We start from the raw sequence: 16,547 nt of genomic DNA on the forward strand, positions 1-16,547 counted from the left end.
CAATAATTGTCCGCAAAGTAAAATTATTCATGGCGGGCCCCGGGCCCGGCCGAAACATGGGCGCATGCCTGCAACAATCGGGTAAATCTCTGATGGTGAAAGCGGGCCCACACAACAAGAAGCCCCAGGGGCGTCGCCCTGGAAGGCCGCGGCTGCGCGACCAGGCGGCTCCGATCACAGAGATCATTCTCGATCTGGCCTTGCAGGAGTTTGGGTATCACGGATTCGAAGGCACCAACATTGCCGGTATCGCCGAGCGTGCGGGTGTCGCCAAGCCCTTGGTGCACTATCACTTCGAGACCAAGGAAAAGCTCTGGCAGGCGGCGGTCGGTCACGCCATGGAGAAGCTGGCACGCGAGTTTCGCAACCTCAATTTCGAATTGAAGGACCTCGATCCGGTGGCCGCGCTGTCCGTGGTGATCCGCAGATATACCTACTTCTGCGCGCGCAACTACGCGGCCACCAACATCGTGATTCAGGAGGTCGCCCGTGGCACCGACCGGGCCGCATGGCTCTCGGAAACCTATCTCAAGCCGATGTACCTGACCGCGGAGCCGTTCCTGCAGGCGGCGGCGTCTCAGGGCCGCTTGCGCGAAATGAACCCCGCACACTTCCTGTCCATGGTCAGCGGCGCGATCAACGGCTTCTTCGCGTTTTCCGGCCTGATATCGGAGATGTACGAGTTCGATGCCCTGAGCGAGGAATCGGCGAGCGAACATGCCGAGATAGTCGTCGATGTGCTGCTCAATGGCCTGCGCGTGAAAACGACCTGAACCGACCGGCCACATGCAGCGGTTGACAATCCAGATAGACCAATAAATTATACCATTAAGACAAATCGATGGCAGACATGAAGCGCCCCGGTGCCTGGCTGGCGCGATTCGCGCTGGAGCAGACACCTACCGATGGCTGCCTCCACTGGAGCGCGAAGGAGAACTGTTGTCGAGCCTCGACTTGATCGGCAAGGATCACCTGTGTTTGTTGGTCGATCCCGCTTGGCGTCGAGATTGGGAAAGCGCGCTGGAACAGACGCGCGACGCCTTGTCGTATCCGGTGGCGCTGCTCGCCATCGTTGATGGCGACGGCGCGGACGCCACGCCCGAGGACAATCTGTGGTTCGAACGGCGCGGTGTCGACGCCAGCGGTGCCGTCCTGATCCGGCCGGACGGTCACCTTGTCTGGCGGACCCGTTCTCTGCCGGCCGATCCCGCACCGAGCCTGCGCGAGGTGTTCAAGCACTTGTCGCAGGCCTTCAACTGAGAACGTCGATGATGAGAATGTCGATGAATACCGTTCAAAGCCACGCATCCGCGAAGGCCCGAGCATGAGCCAGGGTCCCATGCCGAGTACTCTGGGGCGGCGATGCTGGCTTGGTATCGCGCGCTGACCGGCGCGCCGCTCGCCTATGATCGTTCGTGCCACAGGAATAACGAATTGAACCATGGAGAATGCCCGTGAGCGCAAGCTCGAACATTGATCTTGGAGGGCTGGCGCTGGCGCCCGACGACGCACGCAAGTTGCAGGCGCTGATCGAAGCCCGGCTGGCCGCGCAGGAACGCGAACTGGCCGATGCGGTTGAGCGGTCCTTGGGCATCGTGCCCAGGTTGTTGCGTGGACCGATCAAGAAAGTGCTGGGGCTATGAGTCTGCAACAGGTCGAGGCGAACCGGATCGCGGCCCTGCTCAAGGTTCCGGCCACGGAATTGTCGTTTCTGCAGGACTGCGCGCCGGCCGAGTTGACGCGCCTGCGCAAGCGGATCACCGCAGCCGGCATCGAACGCCATCGCCGCAGCTTCGAACGCCTGTCGCGCGCCTCCGGCCTGATGCCGGTGCCGATCGCCGCGCGCATCGCGCAGGACGTGCTTGGCCCCGAGATCGTGGCGCAGCTCACGCCGTATATGCCCGTGGAGCGGTCGGTCAAGGTCGCGCAGCAGATGAGTATCGGGTTTCAGGCGGATGTCTCAGTGCACATGGTGCCGCAAGCCTCGTCGGACCTGCTCGCGGCGCTGCCGCACGAACTGCGGCGCGCGGTTACCCGCGAGTTGCTGGCGCGCGGCGAGTACGCCGTCATGGGGACGGTGGTCGATTTTCTGCCCGAGCCGGTGATTGCCGATCTCGCCCAGGAGATCGAGGATCCCGAAGCCTTGCTGGAAACCACCGGCTACGTCGAAGATAAGTCGCGCCTGGGTCGGGTCGTCTCCAATTTTTCCGACGAGCGCATCGACGAACTGTTGCGCAGCGCCGCGCAAGGCGGGCGCATGGCCGTGCTGTGCGAACTGGTGGCCGCGATCGGGGATGCACCGCGCCGACGCCTGGCGCCGATCCTCGCGTCGGCCGATCCCGCAGTGCAGGCCGAATGGCGCAAGGTCTGGAGCGAATTGAAACTGGGTCGCGATCCCTTGCTCGAATGAGCGCCTGGTTCTGGATCCCGCTGATCAGCGCGTTCGTCGGCGGTGCGACGAACTGGCTCGCGGTGTTCCTGACCCTGCACCCGGCACGCGAGCAGCGCCTGGGGGCCGTTTCGATTTCAGGGTTTCCTGCCGCGCAAATCGCACCGCATCGCCTACGCATTCGGCCAGCGCATGCTCGGCGACGAGCTGCTGGCCGAAACGCTGTCTGCGGTCAATCCCGAGTTCTGGGCCAAGCTGCGTCCGGCTGTGCGTGCGCACTGGATGCAGCGCATGCGGCCCGCTGCTGCCGCGCGTGATCGCCCAGACCTTCCGCCAACTGCAAGGCGATCCGGAGCACGACGTCGATTTCCCCCGCCTGGTCGCCGATTGGTTGCACGACGAGCCGGAGATCCTGCGCGAGTTTCCGGCGGACGCCTACGGCGACCTGATGCGGAAGGCGACGTCGGGTTTGTGCCAGCCGATTGTCGCGATGATGCCGCCCCACGACACGTACATGGCCCGGATGTTCCCCGCCCCCCGCGCCCCGCTCGGCACCCTCCGCCAGCTGACCGGCGCTCGACCGAGCTGATTTCTGCGCCAGTCCGATTCAACGAAGCGCTGCCGACGGCCGTGATCGCGGGTCTTGGGTGCTTCGAGCACGCGCCGAGTGCTGTTTCCCCGGCTTGCGCGTAGGCGTCGCCCTCCGGACTTCGCCGGAACCTGCTGAACCTGCTGGGTTGGTGTGAGGCGCTACTTCAGGAGAGAGCCGGAGGTCGCACCAGGTAGAGCAGCTCGGTGACCCGATGCAGCACGTCCTTCACCGGGCAGGCGCTCGGCAGGTGCAGCTTGATTGCGATCCCCGTTCCTGAAACCTTCTCCACCCGTGTTTGAAAGCCGCCGTGAGCGGCTGATCTGTTTGTGTCTGCTATGGGGCGTCGCCCCTCGCGCATGCAACAATAATAGACGCGGGCCGTGTCCTCGGCTGTGCCTGCAGACCGCACCAACCCGCACGATTTTTATTGCATTTGCTACCCCCATCCTTGCCGGAAGGCAGGGGTTCAGGAGTGAACCCCAAGCCCTATTGGAAAGGATGAAAGCCATGACCTGCCAAGCCGAAATTCGTATCTATGTCGCCTGCCTTGCGACCTACAACAACGGCATCCTGCATGGCAGGTGGATTGACGCTTGTCAGGATGACGACGACATTCGGGGCGAGATCGCTGCAATGCTGGCAGCGTCACCGATTGCGGGTGCCGAGGAATACGCGATCCACGACCATGAAGGCTTCGAGGGGGCGAGCGTTTCCGAATATGCCGGGATCGATGAGGTTACGGAACTGCTGGCCTATTTTGGCGATCTGGACGATGCGCGCACCGCGATGGAAGACCACTACGCCGGAGTCTATCGCTCGGTCGCCGACGTCGCCGAGGAGCTGACCGGGGAAACCACGGAGATTCCGGACAATCTGCGCTTTTATATCGACTGCGAGCGGATGGCGCGTGACCTGGTGGTCAATGACATGCTGGTCATCGAGTTGTCCTTCGAGGAAGTGCATGTCTTCTGGAGCCACTGAGGCGGTGGGGGTGGTGACATGGATTCGCCGTCGGATGGCTCAGGGCGAGTTCTCTCGCAGCGTCTCCAGCCCGGTCATGTCTCCCCACCTTCCCGCAGCGCGACGCTCACATCCCGTCCGCGCAGAATGCGGACGATCAACACGCCGTCGCCATCTTCCCGGTAGTAAATCGCATGTGCGCCGTAGACGCTGCGCCGCATGCCGGGCCGGATATGGTCGATGCCCTGGTACAGACGCGGCTGTTCCGCAATCCGGGTGAAGCGCTCCAGCATGCCGGCGGCGTAGGCGTCGGCCTGTTCCAGGCCAAATGTCAGCACCCCCGTACACATACAGACTGTCGAAATCCTGGTCGGCGCTGTTGCTGAGCCTATATGTGGCCATCCACCTTCAGCCTTTCCCGAGCCGCCTGCAGAATGTCCGCAGGGGAGCGGTCGCTGATGCCGCTTTGCTCGCCCTCGATCAGAGCGGTGCGCAATTGCTCGATTTCGGCGTTGCGGGCCTGATCACGGCGGATCAGGTCGCGGAAATACTCGCTGTCATTGGTGAAGTCACCGCTGGCAATGCGGGCCTTGACCCAATCGCCCTGCTGATCGGTCAGCGTGATGGTCTTGCGGATCGTGGTCATCTCAGCCTTCTTTCATCAATCATCATACTATTGATGTAGTATAGCGTATCGCGCGGCGTTTCTGAAAGGTAACTACTCACCCCCTGCTACCTGGCCGTGAGTGCTTGACAACGCAGATGCCTGAGCCTACGCAGCCGATCCGACTGAGGTGGACGGGGATCGGCGGTGATGGCCAACTATTTCGGACCCACGACGCATACATGGAGACCCACCTCGATGGTGGACCGGGTGCACTGGGCCCGCTATGCAGGTAAGAATCACACGGACCGGCAACGCATCAAGCGCAAGGCCGAGAACTGGGGGCGGCGTTATCGCGCCTTGCCGCCCGGCGAACGGCTGGCGGTGCTCTGCGCGCTGATGGCCGCCGAGGCCGGCGAGCACGCGTAGGCACGTCGGCCGCGCTCCATGGCCAGCGTCAACAAACAGTCCCTGCGGCAAGTACGTCTTGAAGTTCCTGCACCCCAAGCGTGGGCTCGAAGCGATGGCGGACATCGGTGTCATCCCGTGCTACGGCGGCGCCATGATCCACGACTGCTGGGCCTCCTACTTCTCGTACGACCACTGCGGGCACGGGCTGTGCGGCGCGCACCTCTTGCGGGAGCTCACCTTCATCGCCGACGCCGACGGCTACGCCTGGGCGAGAAACCTCAAGCGCCTGCTGCAACAGACCTGCGCGGTGGTCTCCAGGCGCAAACGGAAAAAGCTCAACGGCCGCGAATACGCAAAACTCCAGAAACACTACCGCAACATCCTGACCCGGGGCGACAAGGAACTCCCGCCGATTCCCCCACGGCAGAACGGCAAGCGCGGCCGAATCGCCAAATCAGATGCCCACAAGCTGTGGGAACGACTGAGCGACCATGAGAGCGCCGTCCTGCTGTTTGCCAAAGCGTCTCATGTCGCGTTTACCAACAATCGTGCCGAGCGTGAGCTGCGCATGAGCAAGGTCAAGCAGAAAGTCTCCGGTTGCTTCCGCAACCGGGCGTACGCCCAAGCCTATTGCCGCATCTCCAGCTACCTGCAGACCATGGCCAACCGCGGATACAATCCCCTCATCGCTATCCAACTCGCGCTTTCCGGCCAGCTCTACGCTGAAACGGGTGAGTAGTTACCCGCAGGGACTGTTTGTTGACGTTATCGTTGTAGCATCAGCCTTCGTTGCCGGTGTTGTACGGCGGGTCGATGAAAATCAGGTCCACGGCACCGGCGTAGCGCGGCAACAGGCTCTTGAGCGCGTGCAGGTTGTCGCCGCGATCAGGTTGCCGGCGAGGTCCGCTGGCCCGATCGACTTCGCGGAATCCGGAAACAGCGGACGATACGGCACCGTCAGGTGATGGTTGTAGACGTATTCTTTGCCTTCGAAGACGATTTCAGGCATCGGGCAACCTTGGGCGGAAGGTGGTTTTGAACGCGCTGGCCGCTGCTGGACAGCCCTTGGTGGGAATTGTAAGCGCAGCGGTAGCACCTCGCCGGGCGTCAGGCAGTGCGCTGAAACGAAAAAGGCCGGCGTCTCCGCCGGCCTCATTCTCAACTGCTTTTGCAGCGAAGGCTCAGTGACCGCCGCTCAGTGACTTCACCGCCTGGATCATGGCGACCATCACCTTCTGCGCGTCACCGTAGACCATGTTGGTGTTGTCGGCGAAGAACAGTTCGTTCTCCACGCCCGAGTAGCCCTTGCCCTGGCCGCGCTTGATCACGTAGGTCTGCTTGGCCTTGTCCACGTTGAGGATCGGCATGCCGTAGATCGGCGAGGACTTGTTGCTGCGTGCCGCCGGGTTGACGGTGTCGTTGGCGCCGATCACGAGGGCCACGTCGGCTTCCTTGAACTCCTCGTTGATGTCTTCCATGTCGTAGATGATGTCGTACGGCACGCCGGCTTCTGCGAGCAATACGTTCATGTGTCCCGGCATACGGCCCGCGACCGGGTGGATCGCGAACTTCACTTCCACGCCTTCCTCTTCCAGCAGCTTCACGAATTCGTAGAGCTTGTGCTGGGCCTGCGCCACCGCCAGACCGTAGCCCGGCGCGATGATGACCTTGGACGCATAGCGCATGTTGACGGCGGCATCCGAGGCCTCGGCCGGCTTCATGCTGCCCGCGATCTCGCCGCCGGTGTCGTCCGAAACGGCGCCGAAGTTGCTGAACAGCACGTTGCTGACCGAGCGATTCATCGCCTTGGCCATCAGCAGGGTCAGCAGGGTGCCGGCGGAGCCGACCACCATGCCGGCAATCATCAACGCCGGGTTCTGCAGCACATAGCCTTCGAAGCCAACCGCAAGACCGGTGAAGGCGTTGTACAGCGAGATCACCACCGGCATGTCGGCACCGCCGATCGGCATCGTCATCAGCACGCCGTAGATCAGCGCCAGGATGAAGAACAGCGCCACGGTAAAGGTGCTGACATGACCGCCGTGCGCGACGATCCACAGGCCGATCAGGGCAGTGACCAACAGGAACACGCCGTTGATCATCTGCTGGCTGGAGACGCGCCACACGCCGTTGATGCGACCGTCCAACTTGGCCCAGGCGATCAGCGAACCGGACAGGGAGACGGCGCCGATCAGCGCGCCAAGCACCGCCAGAATCAGGGTGACCGTGCCGTGCGCCTTGCCGCCGAACAGTTCGATCGCTGCAATCGCAGCGGCGGCGCCGCCCCCCATGCCGTTGTACAGCGCCACCATCTGCGGCATCTCGGTCATGGCCACGCGTTTGCCGCCGCGCCAGGCCCAGCCCAGGCCCACCGCCAGCGCCACGATCGCGAGAATCATGTTGCTGACCAGCTGCGGTCGCGCTTGCGGTTCCACGTTCAGCGTGTAGAGGAAGCTGGCGGCCACGGCGATGACCATGCCCCAACCGGCAACGACGATGCCGGAGCGCGCCGTGACCGGCGAGCTCATGCGTTTGAGGCCGAAGATGAATAAAAATGCGGCCAGCAGGTAGCTGGTCTGAATGATCAGGTTGGTCATGGCGAGCCCCTACTTCTTCTTGTCGCTGGGCTTGAACATCTCAAGCATGCGTTCGGTGACGACGTAGCCGCCGGCGGCGTTGCCGGCACCCAGCAGCACGCCGAAAAAGCCGATGATCTGCTCAAGGCCGTTGGTGGCGTTGAGCAGCGCCCACATGGCGCCGACCACGACGATGCCGTGAATGAAGTTGGAGCCCGACATCAGCGGGGTATGCAGAATCGCCGGCACGCGGCCGATGATTTCGTAGCCGGTGAATGCCGCGAGCATGAAGATGTAGAGCGCGACGAGGCCTGTGATGATCATGGTGTGTCCTCTCAGTTGCCGTTCACGGCTTTGCTCGCCGCTTCGTTCTTGATTTCGCCGCCGTGCGTGAGCGCGGCCTTGGCGATGACCTCGTCATCCCAGTCGAGATTGATCGCGCCATCTTTCACGATCAGTTCGAGCAGGTTCAGCAGGTTCTTGGAATACAGCTCGCTGGCATGTTCGGCCAGCAGGCTCGGCACGTTGAGCGGCGCCACGATCTTGGCGTGACCGACCTGCGTGGTCTCGCCCGGCACCGTGTATTCGCAGTTGCCGCCGCCTTCGGCCGCCAGATCCACGATCACCGCGCCCGGCTTCATGCCGTCCACCTGCGCCTTGGAAATCAGCTTGGGGCTGGGCCGGCCGGGAATCGCGGCCGTGGTGATGATCGCGTCGGCCTGCTGGATGCGCTTGGTCAGCACTTCGGCGACCTTGGCCTTTTCCTCATCCGTCAGCTCGCGGGCATAGCCGCCTTCGCCGCGTGCGTCGATACCGGTGTCGACGAACTTGGCGCCCAGTGACTCGCACTGCTCCTTGGTTTCGGGGCGCACGTCGTAGCCTTCGACCATGGCGCCGAGGCGGCGCGCGGTGGCGATCGCCTGCAGGCCGGCCACGCCCAGGCCCATGACCAGCACCTTGGCCGGACGGATCGAACCGACCGCCGTGGTCATCATCGGCAGTATGCGTGCGAGTTCGGTCGCCGCCAGCAGGCCGGCGTAGTAGCCGCTCAGCGCGGCCTGGGACGACAGCGCGTCCATCGCCTGGGCGCGCGTGATGCGCGGTACCAGTTCCATCGCGAAACAGGTGATCTTGCGGTCGCGCAGCGCCTTGACCAGCTCGACTTCGCGATGCGCATAAATGAAGGACATCAGGATCGAGCCTTCCTTCATCTGCGCGACTTCGGCAAGGCTGGGCGGCTGCACGCGCATCACGATGTCGGTGGCCGCCAGATCGACTGGGCCTACATTGACACCGGCTGCGCTGTATGAGGCATCCGGAATCAGCGCGGCGTCGCCGGCACCGGTTTCCAGCGAAATCTCGACGCCGAGTTTTTGTAGTTTCTGAACCACCGACGGAACCAGCGCCACGCGCTGCTCGTTGGGACGCGTTTCTTTCGGCACGGTTATGGATACCGGCATCGCTTACTCCCTTGCACACGGAAAACGGCTTGTGGGGCGACAATACGCCCGATGCGCGCGGGATACGCACGCAAAGTGGCGCGCAGTCTACGCAACCCGAAAAATAGAAATCAATCTCAACTCGTCTGAAATACCGGAGCCGACGACCGTGAGTGAGAACAATGGCCCCGCCGCACTTTATCTGGTCGACGCCACGATTTATGTATTTCGCGCCTGGTTTTCGATCCCGGTTACAAAGCGAATCGCGAGGCCGCGCCTGCGAACTGGGGCTGAGCGAGCGTATGGCGCGCCGGATCGTCGACCAAATTCCACGAAGTGATGATCGACAACAACGGCGACGCCGTCGAGGACATCACTTTCCAGTTCCGCTTCACCAACACCGACAAGGGCCTGTCCCTGCCGATCGGCCCTGACGGCTCGGACGTGGCCGTGCCGCTGCTGAATATCGGCGGCATCGGCCCCAATGCCGAAGACACCGACAATCTCGGTCTGATCCTTACCCTCATCCTCACAAAATGGGGTAATCCATCAGGGAAGTGGGGTTAACGGCCATGCCGCCAAGCGGCACCCTGCAGAATGAATCTGCTGCGGCATGGCCGTTCCCCTCACCCACCGCTCGCATTCACGAGCGGCCCCCCTCTCCCGCAAGCGGGCGAGGGTAGCTCGGCATCACGCGGCGCGTGATTCACGCTAACAGGTATTCGCTTATCCCCCGTCATTCCGGACCGGCCGCAGGCTTGATCCGGAATCCATGCGGGGTTCAGCGGTCGCGGCACGGGCTTCGGGTGGCCCCGGTTCCAAAGCCTGGCCGCGGGCAGGCTAATCCTTTGCGTTCAAAGCAATTTCCGGCATAATCCTTTGCGTTCAAAACATCGTGCACGAAACGCCCTACTCGAATATGCGGACGCAGACTTTTTTGTTGCTCGGCGCGCTGCGCAGAATCACGCAGGCGCTCGATACGCACTCCAAGTTTCTCGAACAATCCGTGGGATTCACCGTGCCGCAGATGCTGGTGCTGGAAGCCTCGCGCTTCGAGGCCGAGCCGCTGAGCGCGGGGCGTATCGCCGAGCGCGTGAGCCTGTCCCAGGGCACGGTGACGCTGATTCTGGACAAGCTCGAGTCGCGCGGGCTGGTCAGCCGCGCCCGTGACGAGGGCGACCGGCGCAAGGTGCTGGTCAGTCTGACCGCGGGCGGACGTCGCGTGCTCGAGTCGGCGCCACCCTTGATGCAGGCCCAGTTCATCCGCCAGTTCGAGAGTCTCGGCGCTGAACAGCGCAAGGAACTGGTGCGCTCGCTGGAACGCGTCGCCGAGCTGATGCATAGCCCCGAAGAAGCAAGGCTGACGCCGGTGGCATGAGCCGCCGAACCATCGAAACCCAACGAATCGAATCGAAAGGATCAATCTGATGTGTGGATTTGCCGGCGAACGCCGCTACGACGGAGCCCCCGCCGATATCGCAGCCGTGGCTTGCATGAACGATGCGCAGGCCAAGCGCGGACCGGACGGCTCCGGTCTGTTTCAGGCCGGGCCGCTGGCCGTGGGCCAGCGCCGCCTGAAGATCATGGATCTGACCGAGCGTGCGCAGCAGCCGATGATCGACAACGAGCTGGGTCTGGGCATCGTCTTCAATGGCGCCGTCTACAACCACCCGGAGCTGCGCCAGACTCTCAAGCAGAAGGGCTATCACTTCTGGTCGGAAGGCGACACCGAAGTGCTGCTCAAGGCTTATCAGGAGTGGGGCCTGGATTTCGTGCAGCACCTCAACGGCATGTTCGCGTTCGCGATCTGGGAGCGTGATTCGGGCCGTATCGTGCTTGGCCGCGACCGCCTCGGCATCAAGCCCCTGTACTTCTCCAAGACGGCCGGCCGCCTGCGTTTCGCCTCTACCTTGCCGGCGATTCTCAAGGCCGGCGATGTCGATACCGACATCGATGCGGTGGCCTTGCATTACTACCTCAACTTCCATGCGGTGGTGCCGGCGCCGCATACCATCCTCAAGGGGGTGCGCAAGCTCGCGCCGGCCACGCTCGCCGTGATCGAGAAAGATGGCTCGATGCACCAGCACGAGTACTGGCGCCCCTCGTTCGAACGCACCGCCGAGGACGAGGCGCGCAGTTTCGAGGATTGGCGCGACGATACCCTGACAGCACTGCGCCAGGCCGTGAAGCGGCGTCTGGTTTCGGACGAGCCGGTCGGCGCCCTGCTGTCCGGCGGCGTGGATTCCAGCCTGATCGTGGGCCTGATGAGCGAGGCCGGCTCCAATCTGCGCAGCTACTCGATCGGCTTCGAGGACGTGGGCAAGGAGGAAGGCAACGAATTCCGTTATTCGGACATCGTCGCCAAGCATTTCGGCACCGATCACGAACAAATCTTCATCGACAGCCGCACCCTGCTGCCGCGTCTGCCGGAAGCGATCGCGGCGATGAGCGAGCCGATGGTCTCGCATGACTGCGTGGCCTTCTACCTGCTGTCCGAGGCGGTGTCCAAGCGCAGCAAGGTGGTGCAGAGCGGGCAGGGTGCCGATGAAGTCTTCGGCGGCTATCACTGGTATCCGCCGATGCTCGAAGGCGGCGATCCGTTCACCGTCTACTCCAAGGGCTTCTGCGATCGCACGCATGCCGAATACGCGGATGTGGTCGACCCGCGCCTGTACGGCGAGGATCATGCGCGCAAGTTCATCGCCGATCACTTTGGCCTGCCGGGCGCGCCGGAGGCGATCGACAAGGCCCTGCGCCTGGATACCCAGATCATGCTGGTGGACGATCCGGTCAAGCGCGTCGACAACATGACGATGGCCTGGGGTCTGGAAGCACGCGTGCCGTTCCTGGACCATGAGCTGGTCGAACTGGCAGCCAAGATTCCGGGGCGCCACAAGATCGCCGAAGGCGGCAAGTACGTGCTCAAGGAAGCCGCGCGCCAGGTCATTCCGGCGGCGGTGATCGACCGGCCCAAGGGCTATTTCCCGGTGCCGGCGCTGAAGTACCTGCAGGGCGACTTCCTCGAATACACGCGCGATCTGCTCGATGCACCGGCGGCGCGCGGGCGCGGCCTGTTCAAGCGCGACTACGTGGAGATGCTGTTCCGGTCGCCGGAATCGCACATCACGCCGCTGCGCGGGTCCAAGCTGTGGCAGCTCGCCTTGCTCGAAGCCTGGCTGCAGACGCACATTTCGTAATGAAGCATCCGGACAGACACGCCCAGCGTCGTCAGGGAGAATCCGAATGAGCGAACCCTCCATGCGCAAACCCGCTGCGGATGCATCGGCGTCCGCGCCCAATAATCACAACGTCACGCTGGAGTGCGGTTGGGGTCAGCTGATCCTGGCGCAGACTTTCGACAATCCGGCGGACGTGGCCCGTGCCGTCATGTCGGAGCGCGATGGCGCACGCAATATCGCGATGTACGTGCGCGACCCGCACGTGATTCTGGCGCAGTCGCCGCAGATGCTGTTTCTCGATCCCTCGCATACCTTTCGTCTGCGGCTGGACCGCTATGATCCGGACAGCCTCAAGCTGCGCGGGCTGACGATCCGGCCGATCGAATCGATGCAGGACGCCGAGTCGATCAACCGCATCTATCAGGCGCGGCGCATGGTGCCGGCGGATCCGGGTTTCCTCTGGCAGCACCGCAAGTCCCCGAACATCACCTATCTGGTGGCGGTCGACGAGACCACGGATACCGTGGTCGGCACCGTCACCGGCGTCGATCACTGGAACGCCTTCGGCGACCCCGAGAACGGTTCCAGTCTGTGGTGTCTGGCCGTGGACCCCTGCGCGACACAGCCCGGCGTCGGTGTCGCGCTGGTCAACTACCTTTCCGGTTTCTTCAAGGCGCGCGGCCGCAGCTACATGGACCTGTCGGTGATGCACGACAACGAGCAGGCCATCGGGCTGTACGAGAAGCTCGGCTTCGAACGCGCCCCGGAATTCGCGGTCAAGCGCAAGAACGCGATCAACGAGCCGCTGTACACCGGGCCCACGGTGCAGGCCGACGAAGGGCTCAACATCTACGCCAAGATCATCGTTGACGAGGCGCGGCGACGCGGCATCAACGTCGAGATACTGGACGCCGAGGCCGGTTATTTCCGTCTGTCCCTGGGCGGGCGTTCGATCATCTGCCGCGAGTCGCTGTGCGAGCTGACCAGCGCCATCGCAATGTCGCGCTGTGCCGACAAGCGCGTGACCAGTCGCCTGCTGGCGCAGGCCGGGCTGTCCGTGCCGCAGCAGCGCATCGCCGACGGCAGCGGCGAGGATCTGGCGTTTCTGAAGACGCACGGTTCGGTCGTGGTCAAGCCCGCCGACGGCGAACAGGGCGCCGGCATCAGCGTAGACGTGCGGACCGCGCGCGAGCTGCGCACGGCGATCCGCAGTGCGCGCCAGCATGGCGACACCGTGCTGATCGAGCAATACTGCTCGGGGCAGGATCTGCGCATCGTTGTCATCGGTTACAAGGTGGTGGCAGCGGCACTGCGCAAGCCGCCGGTGGTCACCGGCGACGGACGCCATACCGTGCGCGAACTGATCGAGAAGCTGTCGCGCCGGCGTGAAGCCGCCACCGGCGGAGAGTCAAAGATTCCAATGGACGCGGAAACGGAACGATCGGTGAAGCTGGCCGGTCACAAGATGGACGAGGTGCTCGCGGAGGGCCAGAAGCTGGCCGTACGCAAGACCGCCAATCTGCATACCGGCGGCACCCTCCACGACGTCACGCACATCCTGCACCCGCGTCTGTGCGCGGCCGCAATCGAGGCCGCCAAGACGCTGGAAATTCCGGTAACCGGCCTGGACCTGCTGGTGCCGTCGCCGGCCAAGCCGGACTACGTGGTGATCGAGGCCAACGAGCGGCCCGGGCTGGCCAACCACGAACCACAACCCACGGCTGAACGATTTCTGGATCTGTTGTTTCCGTTCAGCATTACGCGTGAATACAAATATGAAGAACATGCAGAAGCTGGACATTGACCACGAATATCTCAAGCAGACCTTGCTTGAGTTGCTGGCAATCCCGAGCCCCGTGGGCTTTACCGACGAGGTCGTGCACTACACCTGCGGCAAGCTCGGCGAACTCGGCGTTCCGTATGAACTGACGCGGCGTGGCGCGATCCGCGCCACGATCAAGGGCGAAACCGACCGGCCGGCCTGCGCCGTGGTGGCGCATCTGGATACGCTCGGCGCCACGGTGCGCCTGATCAAGGACAACGGCCGGCTCGCCCTGCTGCCGCTCGGCAGCTGGTCCAGCCGCTTCGCCGAGGGCGCACGCGTCACCCTGTTCACCGACATCGGCCCTTTTCGCGGAACCATCCTGCCGCTGATGGCCTCCGGCCATGCCTTCAACAACCAGGTCGACGATCAGCCCACCAACTGGACCCAGGTGGAACTGCGTCTCGACGAGAACGTGCATTCCAAGGCCGATCTCACCCAGCTCGGCGTCAATATCGGTGACTTCATCGCGATCGATCCGCAGCCGGAACTGCACGAGAACGGCTACATCTCCTCGCGTCACCTCGACGACAAGGCCGGAGTCGCCGCCCTGCTGGCGGCGATCAAGGCGATCGTCGAATCGGGCTTGAGTCTGCCGGTCTACTTCCATCCGATGTTCACGATCACCGAGGAGGTCGGCTTCGGCGCTTCGGCGGTGCTCGACGCGCGCATCAGCGAGATGGTCTCGATCGACATCGCGATACCGGCTGAGGGCCAGAACTCGCGCGAACACGGCGTCACCGTGGCGATCTGCGATTCCAGTGGACCGTTCGACTATCACCTCACGCGCGAACTGCTGCGCCTGTGCAAGGATCACGAGATCGAACACCAGCGTGATGTATTCCCGTACTACTTCTCGGATTCCGCAGCCGCCCTGCGTGCCGGCTACGACATCCGTCATGCCCTGCTCGGCTTCGGTGCTGACGCTTCGCACGGCTATGAGCGTACGCATCTGTCGTCGCTGCACGCCATCGCCGAACTGGTGACGCTCTACGCCCAGAACGGGCCGGTCGTCGCGCGCGACCGTCGTGCGATCGGCCCGCTCGAAGGTTTTCCGCACCAATGGAAGCCCGAAGACATCGAGGAACCGACGCCGATGCCACATCCCAAGGAGTTCCTGTAGCGAGCCGGCGCCCGTGACCTGGCAGCCTGTCGGACTTAGGGGGTCGTAGCGAGGGTTTGGCAGGACCGAAGTCGCAGTCGATCATCCTGAGTCCGACAGGCTGCTAGGCGTGCCCGCAGAAGGCGTAATCGACGTCCGGTCGCCGGCCGTCGATGATGTCGGCGAGAGCCTGACCGGAACCGCAGCCGTGGGTCCAGCCCAGCGTGCCGTGTCCGGTATTCAGATACAGGCCGCGCACGCGGCTCGGGCCGATATAGGGCAGATTGCTCGGAGTGGACGGACGCAGCCCGGTCCAGTAGCGGCCCAGTTCCGGTTGGCTCATGCCCGGAAAGACCTGCAGGGTCCGCTTGAGCAGCGCCTGGCAACGGACCTGATTGAGTTCCATCGAATAGCCGTTGAATTCGGCAGTGCCGGCGACGCGAATTCGCTCGCCGAGGCGCGAAAAAACAATCTTGTGTTCTTCGTCGGTGACGCTGACGCTGGGCGCCCGCTCGGGGTCCAGAATCGGCAGGGTCAGTGAATAGCCCTTGACCGGATAGATGTCGAGTTTGACGCCCACGGTTCTGGCGAGCTCACGGCTGAAGCTGCCGAGTGCGAGCACATAGGCATCCGCCGTCGCGGTCTGGTAGGCGCCGGTTTCGTCCGCGTATTCAACGCCGCTGAGACGTCCGCGCTCTTCAGTGAGGCGGGTGATGCGCACCCCGTACCGGAAGCGGACGCCGCGCTTCTCGCAGCGCTCGGCCAGACGCGTGGTGAACAGGTGAACGTCGCCGGATTCGTCGGCGCTGGTGTAGGTCGCGCCCACCAGCTGCGAACGGATGGCGGCGAGGGCGGGCTCGATCCGCAGGACTTCGTCGACGTCGATGCTGCGCCGTTCGCAGCCCAGGTCGCGCATCACGCGCGTCATCGCCATCGTGCCTTCGAAGGTCTTGGCGTTCGTGAAGTAGTGCAGGATGCCGCGTGACAGGTGGTCGTATTCGATGTCGAAATCGGTGCGCAGGGCCTGCAGCAGCGTGCGGCTATACGTGCCGAGCCGAACCAGTTGCACGGCGTTGGCGCGCGTACGCTGGGCCGTGCATTCGCGCAGAAACCTGAGTCCCCAGGCCCACTGCGCCGGGTCAGCGCGCAGGCGGAACAACAGCGGCGCGTCTTCACGCCCCAGCCAGCGCAGCATCTTCAAGGGTGCAGACGGTGTGGCCCAGGGTTCCGCGTGGCTCACCGAGATCTGGCCGCCGTTGCCGAAGCTGGTCTCGCGGGCCGCGCCGGCATTGCGTTCGAGCACCGTCACTTCGTGTCCGGCCTTTGACAGATACCAGGCCGTTGCGACGCCGATGACGCCGGCGCCCATGACGATGACCTTCATTGATTCAACTCCAGCTGACTCCAGCAAAGTGAGGCGTGAACATTCGGCCGGTTCGGGATGATCGATCGTGCTGCCGCGGATTGGCAGTG

20 protein-coding genes and 1 pseudogene are annotated in these 16,547 nt (G+C 63.5%); 13 read left to right on the forward strand and 8 right to left on the reverse strand.

All coding sequences use genetic code 11. From position 1 onward, the window contains the following. The first annotated feature begins 95 nt into the window (after positions 1-95). The 5 genes from RM530_RS00345 to RM530_RS00365 all read left to right on the forward strand — a co-directional run bounded on the left by RM530_RS00345 (position 96) and on the right by RM530_RS00365 (position 2,978). Positions 96-773, forward strand: a complete 678-nt coding sequence (locus RM530_RS00345) for a TetR/AcrR family transcriptional regulator (protein ID WP_311363212.1) — start codon at positions 96-98, stop codon at positions 771-773. A 145-nt stretch (positions 774-918) separates the two neighbouring features. Further along, the gene (locus tag RM530_RS00350) at positions 919-1,260 is read left to right on the forward strand and encodes an aromatic-ring hydroxylase C-terminal domain-containing protein (protein ID WP_349256135.1); all 342 of its coding nucleotides are present in this window, start codon (positions 919-921) and stop codon (positions 1,258-1,260) included. Between the two features lie 194 nt (positions 1,261-1,454). Beyond that, the gene (locus RM530_RS00355; RefSeq protein ID WP_311363214.1) at positions 1,455-1,643 is read left to right on the forward strand and encodes a hypothetical protein; all 189 of its coding nucleotides are present in this window, start codon (positions 1,455-1,457) and stop codon (positions 1,641-1,643) included. Beyond that, positions 1,640-2,410 (forward strand): hypothetical protein, encoded by a 771-nt coding sequence (locus tag RM530_RS00360; protein ID WP_311363215.1) that lies wholly within the window; start codon positions 1,640-1,642, stop codon positions 2,408-2,410. Before RM530_RS00355 ends, RM530_RS00360 begins: the two co-directional genes overlap by 4 nt. Before the next feature lie 292 nt (positions 2,411-2,702). Continuing rightward, positions 2,703-2,978, forward strand: a complete 276-nt coding sequence (locus tag RM530_RS00365; RefSeq protein WP_311363216.1) for a hypothetical protein — start codon at positions 2,703-2,705, stop codon at positions 2,976-2,978. Positions 2,979-3,144: 166 nt separating this feature from the next. On the opposite strand, the gene RM530_RS00370 is transcribed toward RM530_RS00365, so the two are convergent. Beyond that, the gene (locus tag RM530_RS00370) at positions 3,145-3,270 is read right to left on the reverse strand and encodes a hypothetical protein (RefSeq protein WP_311363426.1); all 126 of its coding nucleotides are present in this window, start codon (positions 3,268-3,270) and stop codon (positions 3,145-3,147) included. Positions 3,271-3,479: 209 nt separating this feature from the next. Here RM530_RS00370 and RM530_RS00375 point away from each other — a divergent pair, with 209 nt between their 5' ends. Then, positions 3,480-3,962 carry an antirestriction protein ArdA gene (locus tag RM530_RS00375; RefSeq protein ID WP_349256128.1) on the forward strand — a complete coding sequence of 161 codons (483 nt, stop codon included), beginning with the start codon at positions 3,480-3,482 and terminating at the stop codon, positions 3,960-3,962. Between the two features lie 74 nt (positions 3,963-4,036). On the opposite strand, the gene RM530_RS00380 is transcribed toward RM530_RS00375, so the two are convergent. After that, positions 4,037-4,279: a type II toxin-antitoxin system RelE/ParE family toxin gene (locus RM530_RS00380; RefSeq protein WP_311363218.1), complete on the reverse strand. Its 243-nt coding sequence runs from the start codon at positions 4,277-4,279 to the stop codon at positions 4,037-4,039. Positions 4,280-4,329: 50 nt separating this feature from the next. After that, positions 4,330-4,587 (reverse strand): type II toxin-antitoxin system ParD family antitoxin, encoded by a 258-nt coding sequence (locus RM530_RS00385; RefSeq protein WP_311363219.1) that lies wholly within the window; start codon positions 4,585-4,587, stop codon positions 4,330-4,332. A 168-nt stretch (positions 4,588-4,755) separates the two neighbouring features. Here RM530_RS00385 and RM530_RS00390 point away from each other — a divergent pair, with 168 nt between their 5' ends. Then, positions 4,756-4,974, forward strand: a complete 219-nt coding sequence (locus RM530_RS00390; protein WP_311363220.1) for a hypothetical protein — start codon at positions 4,756-4,758, stop codon at positions 4,972-4,974. 31 nt (positions 4,975-5,005) lie between these two features. Then, positions 5,006-5,695: pseudogene (locus RM530_RS00395) on the forward strand (IS66 family transposase); the annotation flags it as partial. 81 nt (positions 5,696-5,776) lie between these two features. Here the strand turns inward: RM530_RS00395 and RM530_RS00400 are convergent. The 4 genes from RM530_RS00400 to RM530_RS00415 all read right to left on the reverse strand — a co-directional run bounded on the left by RM530_RS00400 (position 5,777) and on the right by RM530_RS00415 (position 8,992). Beyond that, positions 5,777-5,965: a hypothetical protein gene (locus RM530_RS00400; RefSeq protein ID WP_311363221.1), complete on the reverse strand. Its 189-nt coding sequence runs from the start codon at positions 5,963-5,965 to the stop codon at positions 5,777-5,779. A gap of 172 nt (positions 5,966-6,137) precedes the next feature. Continuing rightward, a complete protein-coding gene (locus RM530_RS00405) occupies positions 6,138-7,553 on the reverse strand; it encodes an NAD(P)(+) transhydrogenase (Re/Si-specific) subunit beta (protein ID WP_311363222.1) in 1,416 nt (471 codons plus the stop codon). A 9-nt stretch (positions 7,554-7,562) separates the two neighbouring features. After that, complete coding sequence (locus tag RM530_RS00410) at positions 7,563-7,856, reverse strand: NAD(P) transhydrogenase subunit alpha part 2 (RefSeq protein WP_349256129.1); 294 nt, start codon at positions 7,854-7,856, stop codon at positions 7,563-7,565. An 11-nt stretch (positions 7,857-7,867) separates the two neighbouring features. Next, positions 7,868-8,992 (reverse strand): Re/Si-specific NAD(P)(+) transhydrogenase subunit alpha, encoded by a 1,125-nt coding sequence (locus RM530_RS00415; protein ID WP_311363223.1) that lies wholly within the window; start codon positions 8,990-8,992, stop codon positions 7,868-7,870. 318 nt (positions 8,993-9,310) lie between these two features. On the opposite strand from RM530_RS00415, the gene RM530_RS00420 reads away from it, so the two are divergent. From RM530_RS00420 to RM530_RS00440, 5 genes are all read left to right on the forward strand, one after another. Beyond that, positions 9,311-9,538 (forward strand): hypothetical protein, encoded by a 228-nt coding sequence (locus RM530_RS00420; RefSeq protein WP_311363224.1) that lies wholly within the window; start codon positions 9,311-9,313, stop codon positions 9,536-9,538. Between the two features lie 352 nt (positions 9,539-9,890). Further along, complete coding sequence (locus RM530_RS00425) at positions 9,891-10,349, forward strand: MarR family winged helix-turn-helix transcriptional regulator (RefSeq protein WP_311363225.1); 459 nt, start codon at positions 9,891-9,893, stop codon at positions 10,347-10,349. A 49-nt stretch (positions 10,350-10,398) separates the two neighbouring features. Continuing rightward, positions 10,399-12,168, forward strand: coding sequence for an N-acetylglutaminylglutamine amidotransferase (locus RM530_RS00430; protein WP_311363226.1), 1,770 nt, complete (start codon positions 10,399-10,401; stop codon positions 12,166-12,168). A gap of 46 nt (positions 12,169-12,214) precedes the next feature. Beyond that, a complete protein-coding gene (gene ngg, locus RM530_RS00435) occupies positions 12,215-13,954 on the forward strand; it encodes an N-acetylglutaminylglutamine synthetase (RefSeq protein WP_311363227.1) in 1,740 nt (579 codons plus the stop codon). Then, positions 13,935-15,095, forward strand: coding sequence for an osmoprotectant NAGGN system M42 family peptidase (locus RM530_RS00440; protein ID WP_349256137.1), 1,161 nt, complete (start codon positions 13,935-13,937; stop codon positions 15,093-15,095). Before ngg ends, RM530_RS00440 begins: the two co-directional genes overlap by 20 nt. Positions 15,096-15,198: 103 nt before the next feature. Here the strand turns inward: RM530_RS00440 and RM530_RS00445 are convergent, their stop codons facing one another. Beyond that, the gene (locus RM530_RS00445; protein ID WP_349256138.1) at positions 15,199-16,545 is read right to left on the reverse strand and encodes a D-amino acid dehydrogenase; all 1,347 of its coding nucleotides are present in this window, start codon (positions 16,543-16,545) and stop codon (positions 15,199-15,201) included. Positions 16,546-16,547 lie beyond the last annotated feature (2 nt).

It is taken from the genome of Banduia mediterranea, from assembly GCF_031846245.1.
GTDB lineage: Bacteria > Pseudomonadota > Gammaproteobacteria > Nevskiales > Nevskiaceae > Banduia > Banduia mediterranea.

What these genes read in the sequence shown, in the direction of transcription:
- RM530_RS00430 (WP_311363226.1), top strand. Translation starts at nt 10,399, where the DNA reads ATGTGTGGATTTGCCGGCGAACGCCGCTACGACGGAGCCCCCGCCGAT.
- RM530_RS00425 (WP_311363225.1), top strand. Translation starts at nt 9,891, where the DNA reads ATGCGGACGCAGACTTTTTTGTTGCTCGGCGCGCTGCGCAGAATCACG.
- RM530_RS00420 (WP_311363224.1), top strand. Translation starts at nt 9,311, where the DNA reads ATGATCGACAACAACGGCGACGCCGTCGAGGACATCACTTTCCAGTTC.
- ngg (WP_311363227.1), top strand. Translation starts at nt 12,215, where the DNA reads ATGAGCGAACCCTCCATGCGCAAACCCGCTGCGGATGCATCGGCGTCC.
- RM530_RS00385 (WP_311363219.1), bottom strand. Translation starts at nt 4,587, where the DNA reads ATGACCACGATCCGCAAGACCATCACGCTGACCGATCAGCAGGGCGAT.
- RM530_RS00375 (WP_349256128.1), top strand. Translation starts at nt 3,480, where the DNA reads ATGAAAGCCATGACCTGCCAAGCCGAAATTCGTATCTATGTCGCCTGC.
- RM530_RS00440 (WP_349256137.1), top strand. Translation starts at nt 13,935, where the DNA reads ATGCAGAAGCTGGACATTGACCACGAATATCTCAAGCAGACCTTGCTT.
- RM530_RS00415 (WP_311363223.1), bottom strand. Translation starts at nt 8,992, where the DNA reads ATGCCGGTATCCATAACCGTGCCGAAAGAAACGCGTCCCAACGAGCAG.
- RM530_RS00405 (WP_311363222.1), bottom strand. Translation starts at nt 7,553, where the DNA reads ATGACCAACCTGATCATTCAGACCAGCTACCTGCTGGCCGCATTTTTA.
- RM530_RS00390 (WP_311363220.1), top strand. Translation starts at nt 4,756, where the DNA reads ATGGCCAACTATTTCGGACCCACGACGCATACATGGAGACCCACCTCG.
- RM530_RS00360 (WP_311363215.1), top strand. Translation starts at nt 1,640, where the DNA reads ATGAGTCTGCAACAGGTCGAGGCGAACCGGATCGCGGCCCTGCTCAAG.
- RM530_RS00410 (WP_349256129.1), bottom strand. Translation starts at nt 7,856, where the DNA reads ATGATCATCACAGGCCTCGTCGCGCTCTACATCTTCATGCTCGCGGCA.
- RM530_RS00400 (WP_311363221.1), bottom strand. Translation starts at nt 5,965, where the DNA reads ATGCCTGAAATCGTCTTCGAAGGCAAAGAATACGTCTACAACCATCAC.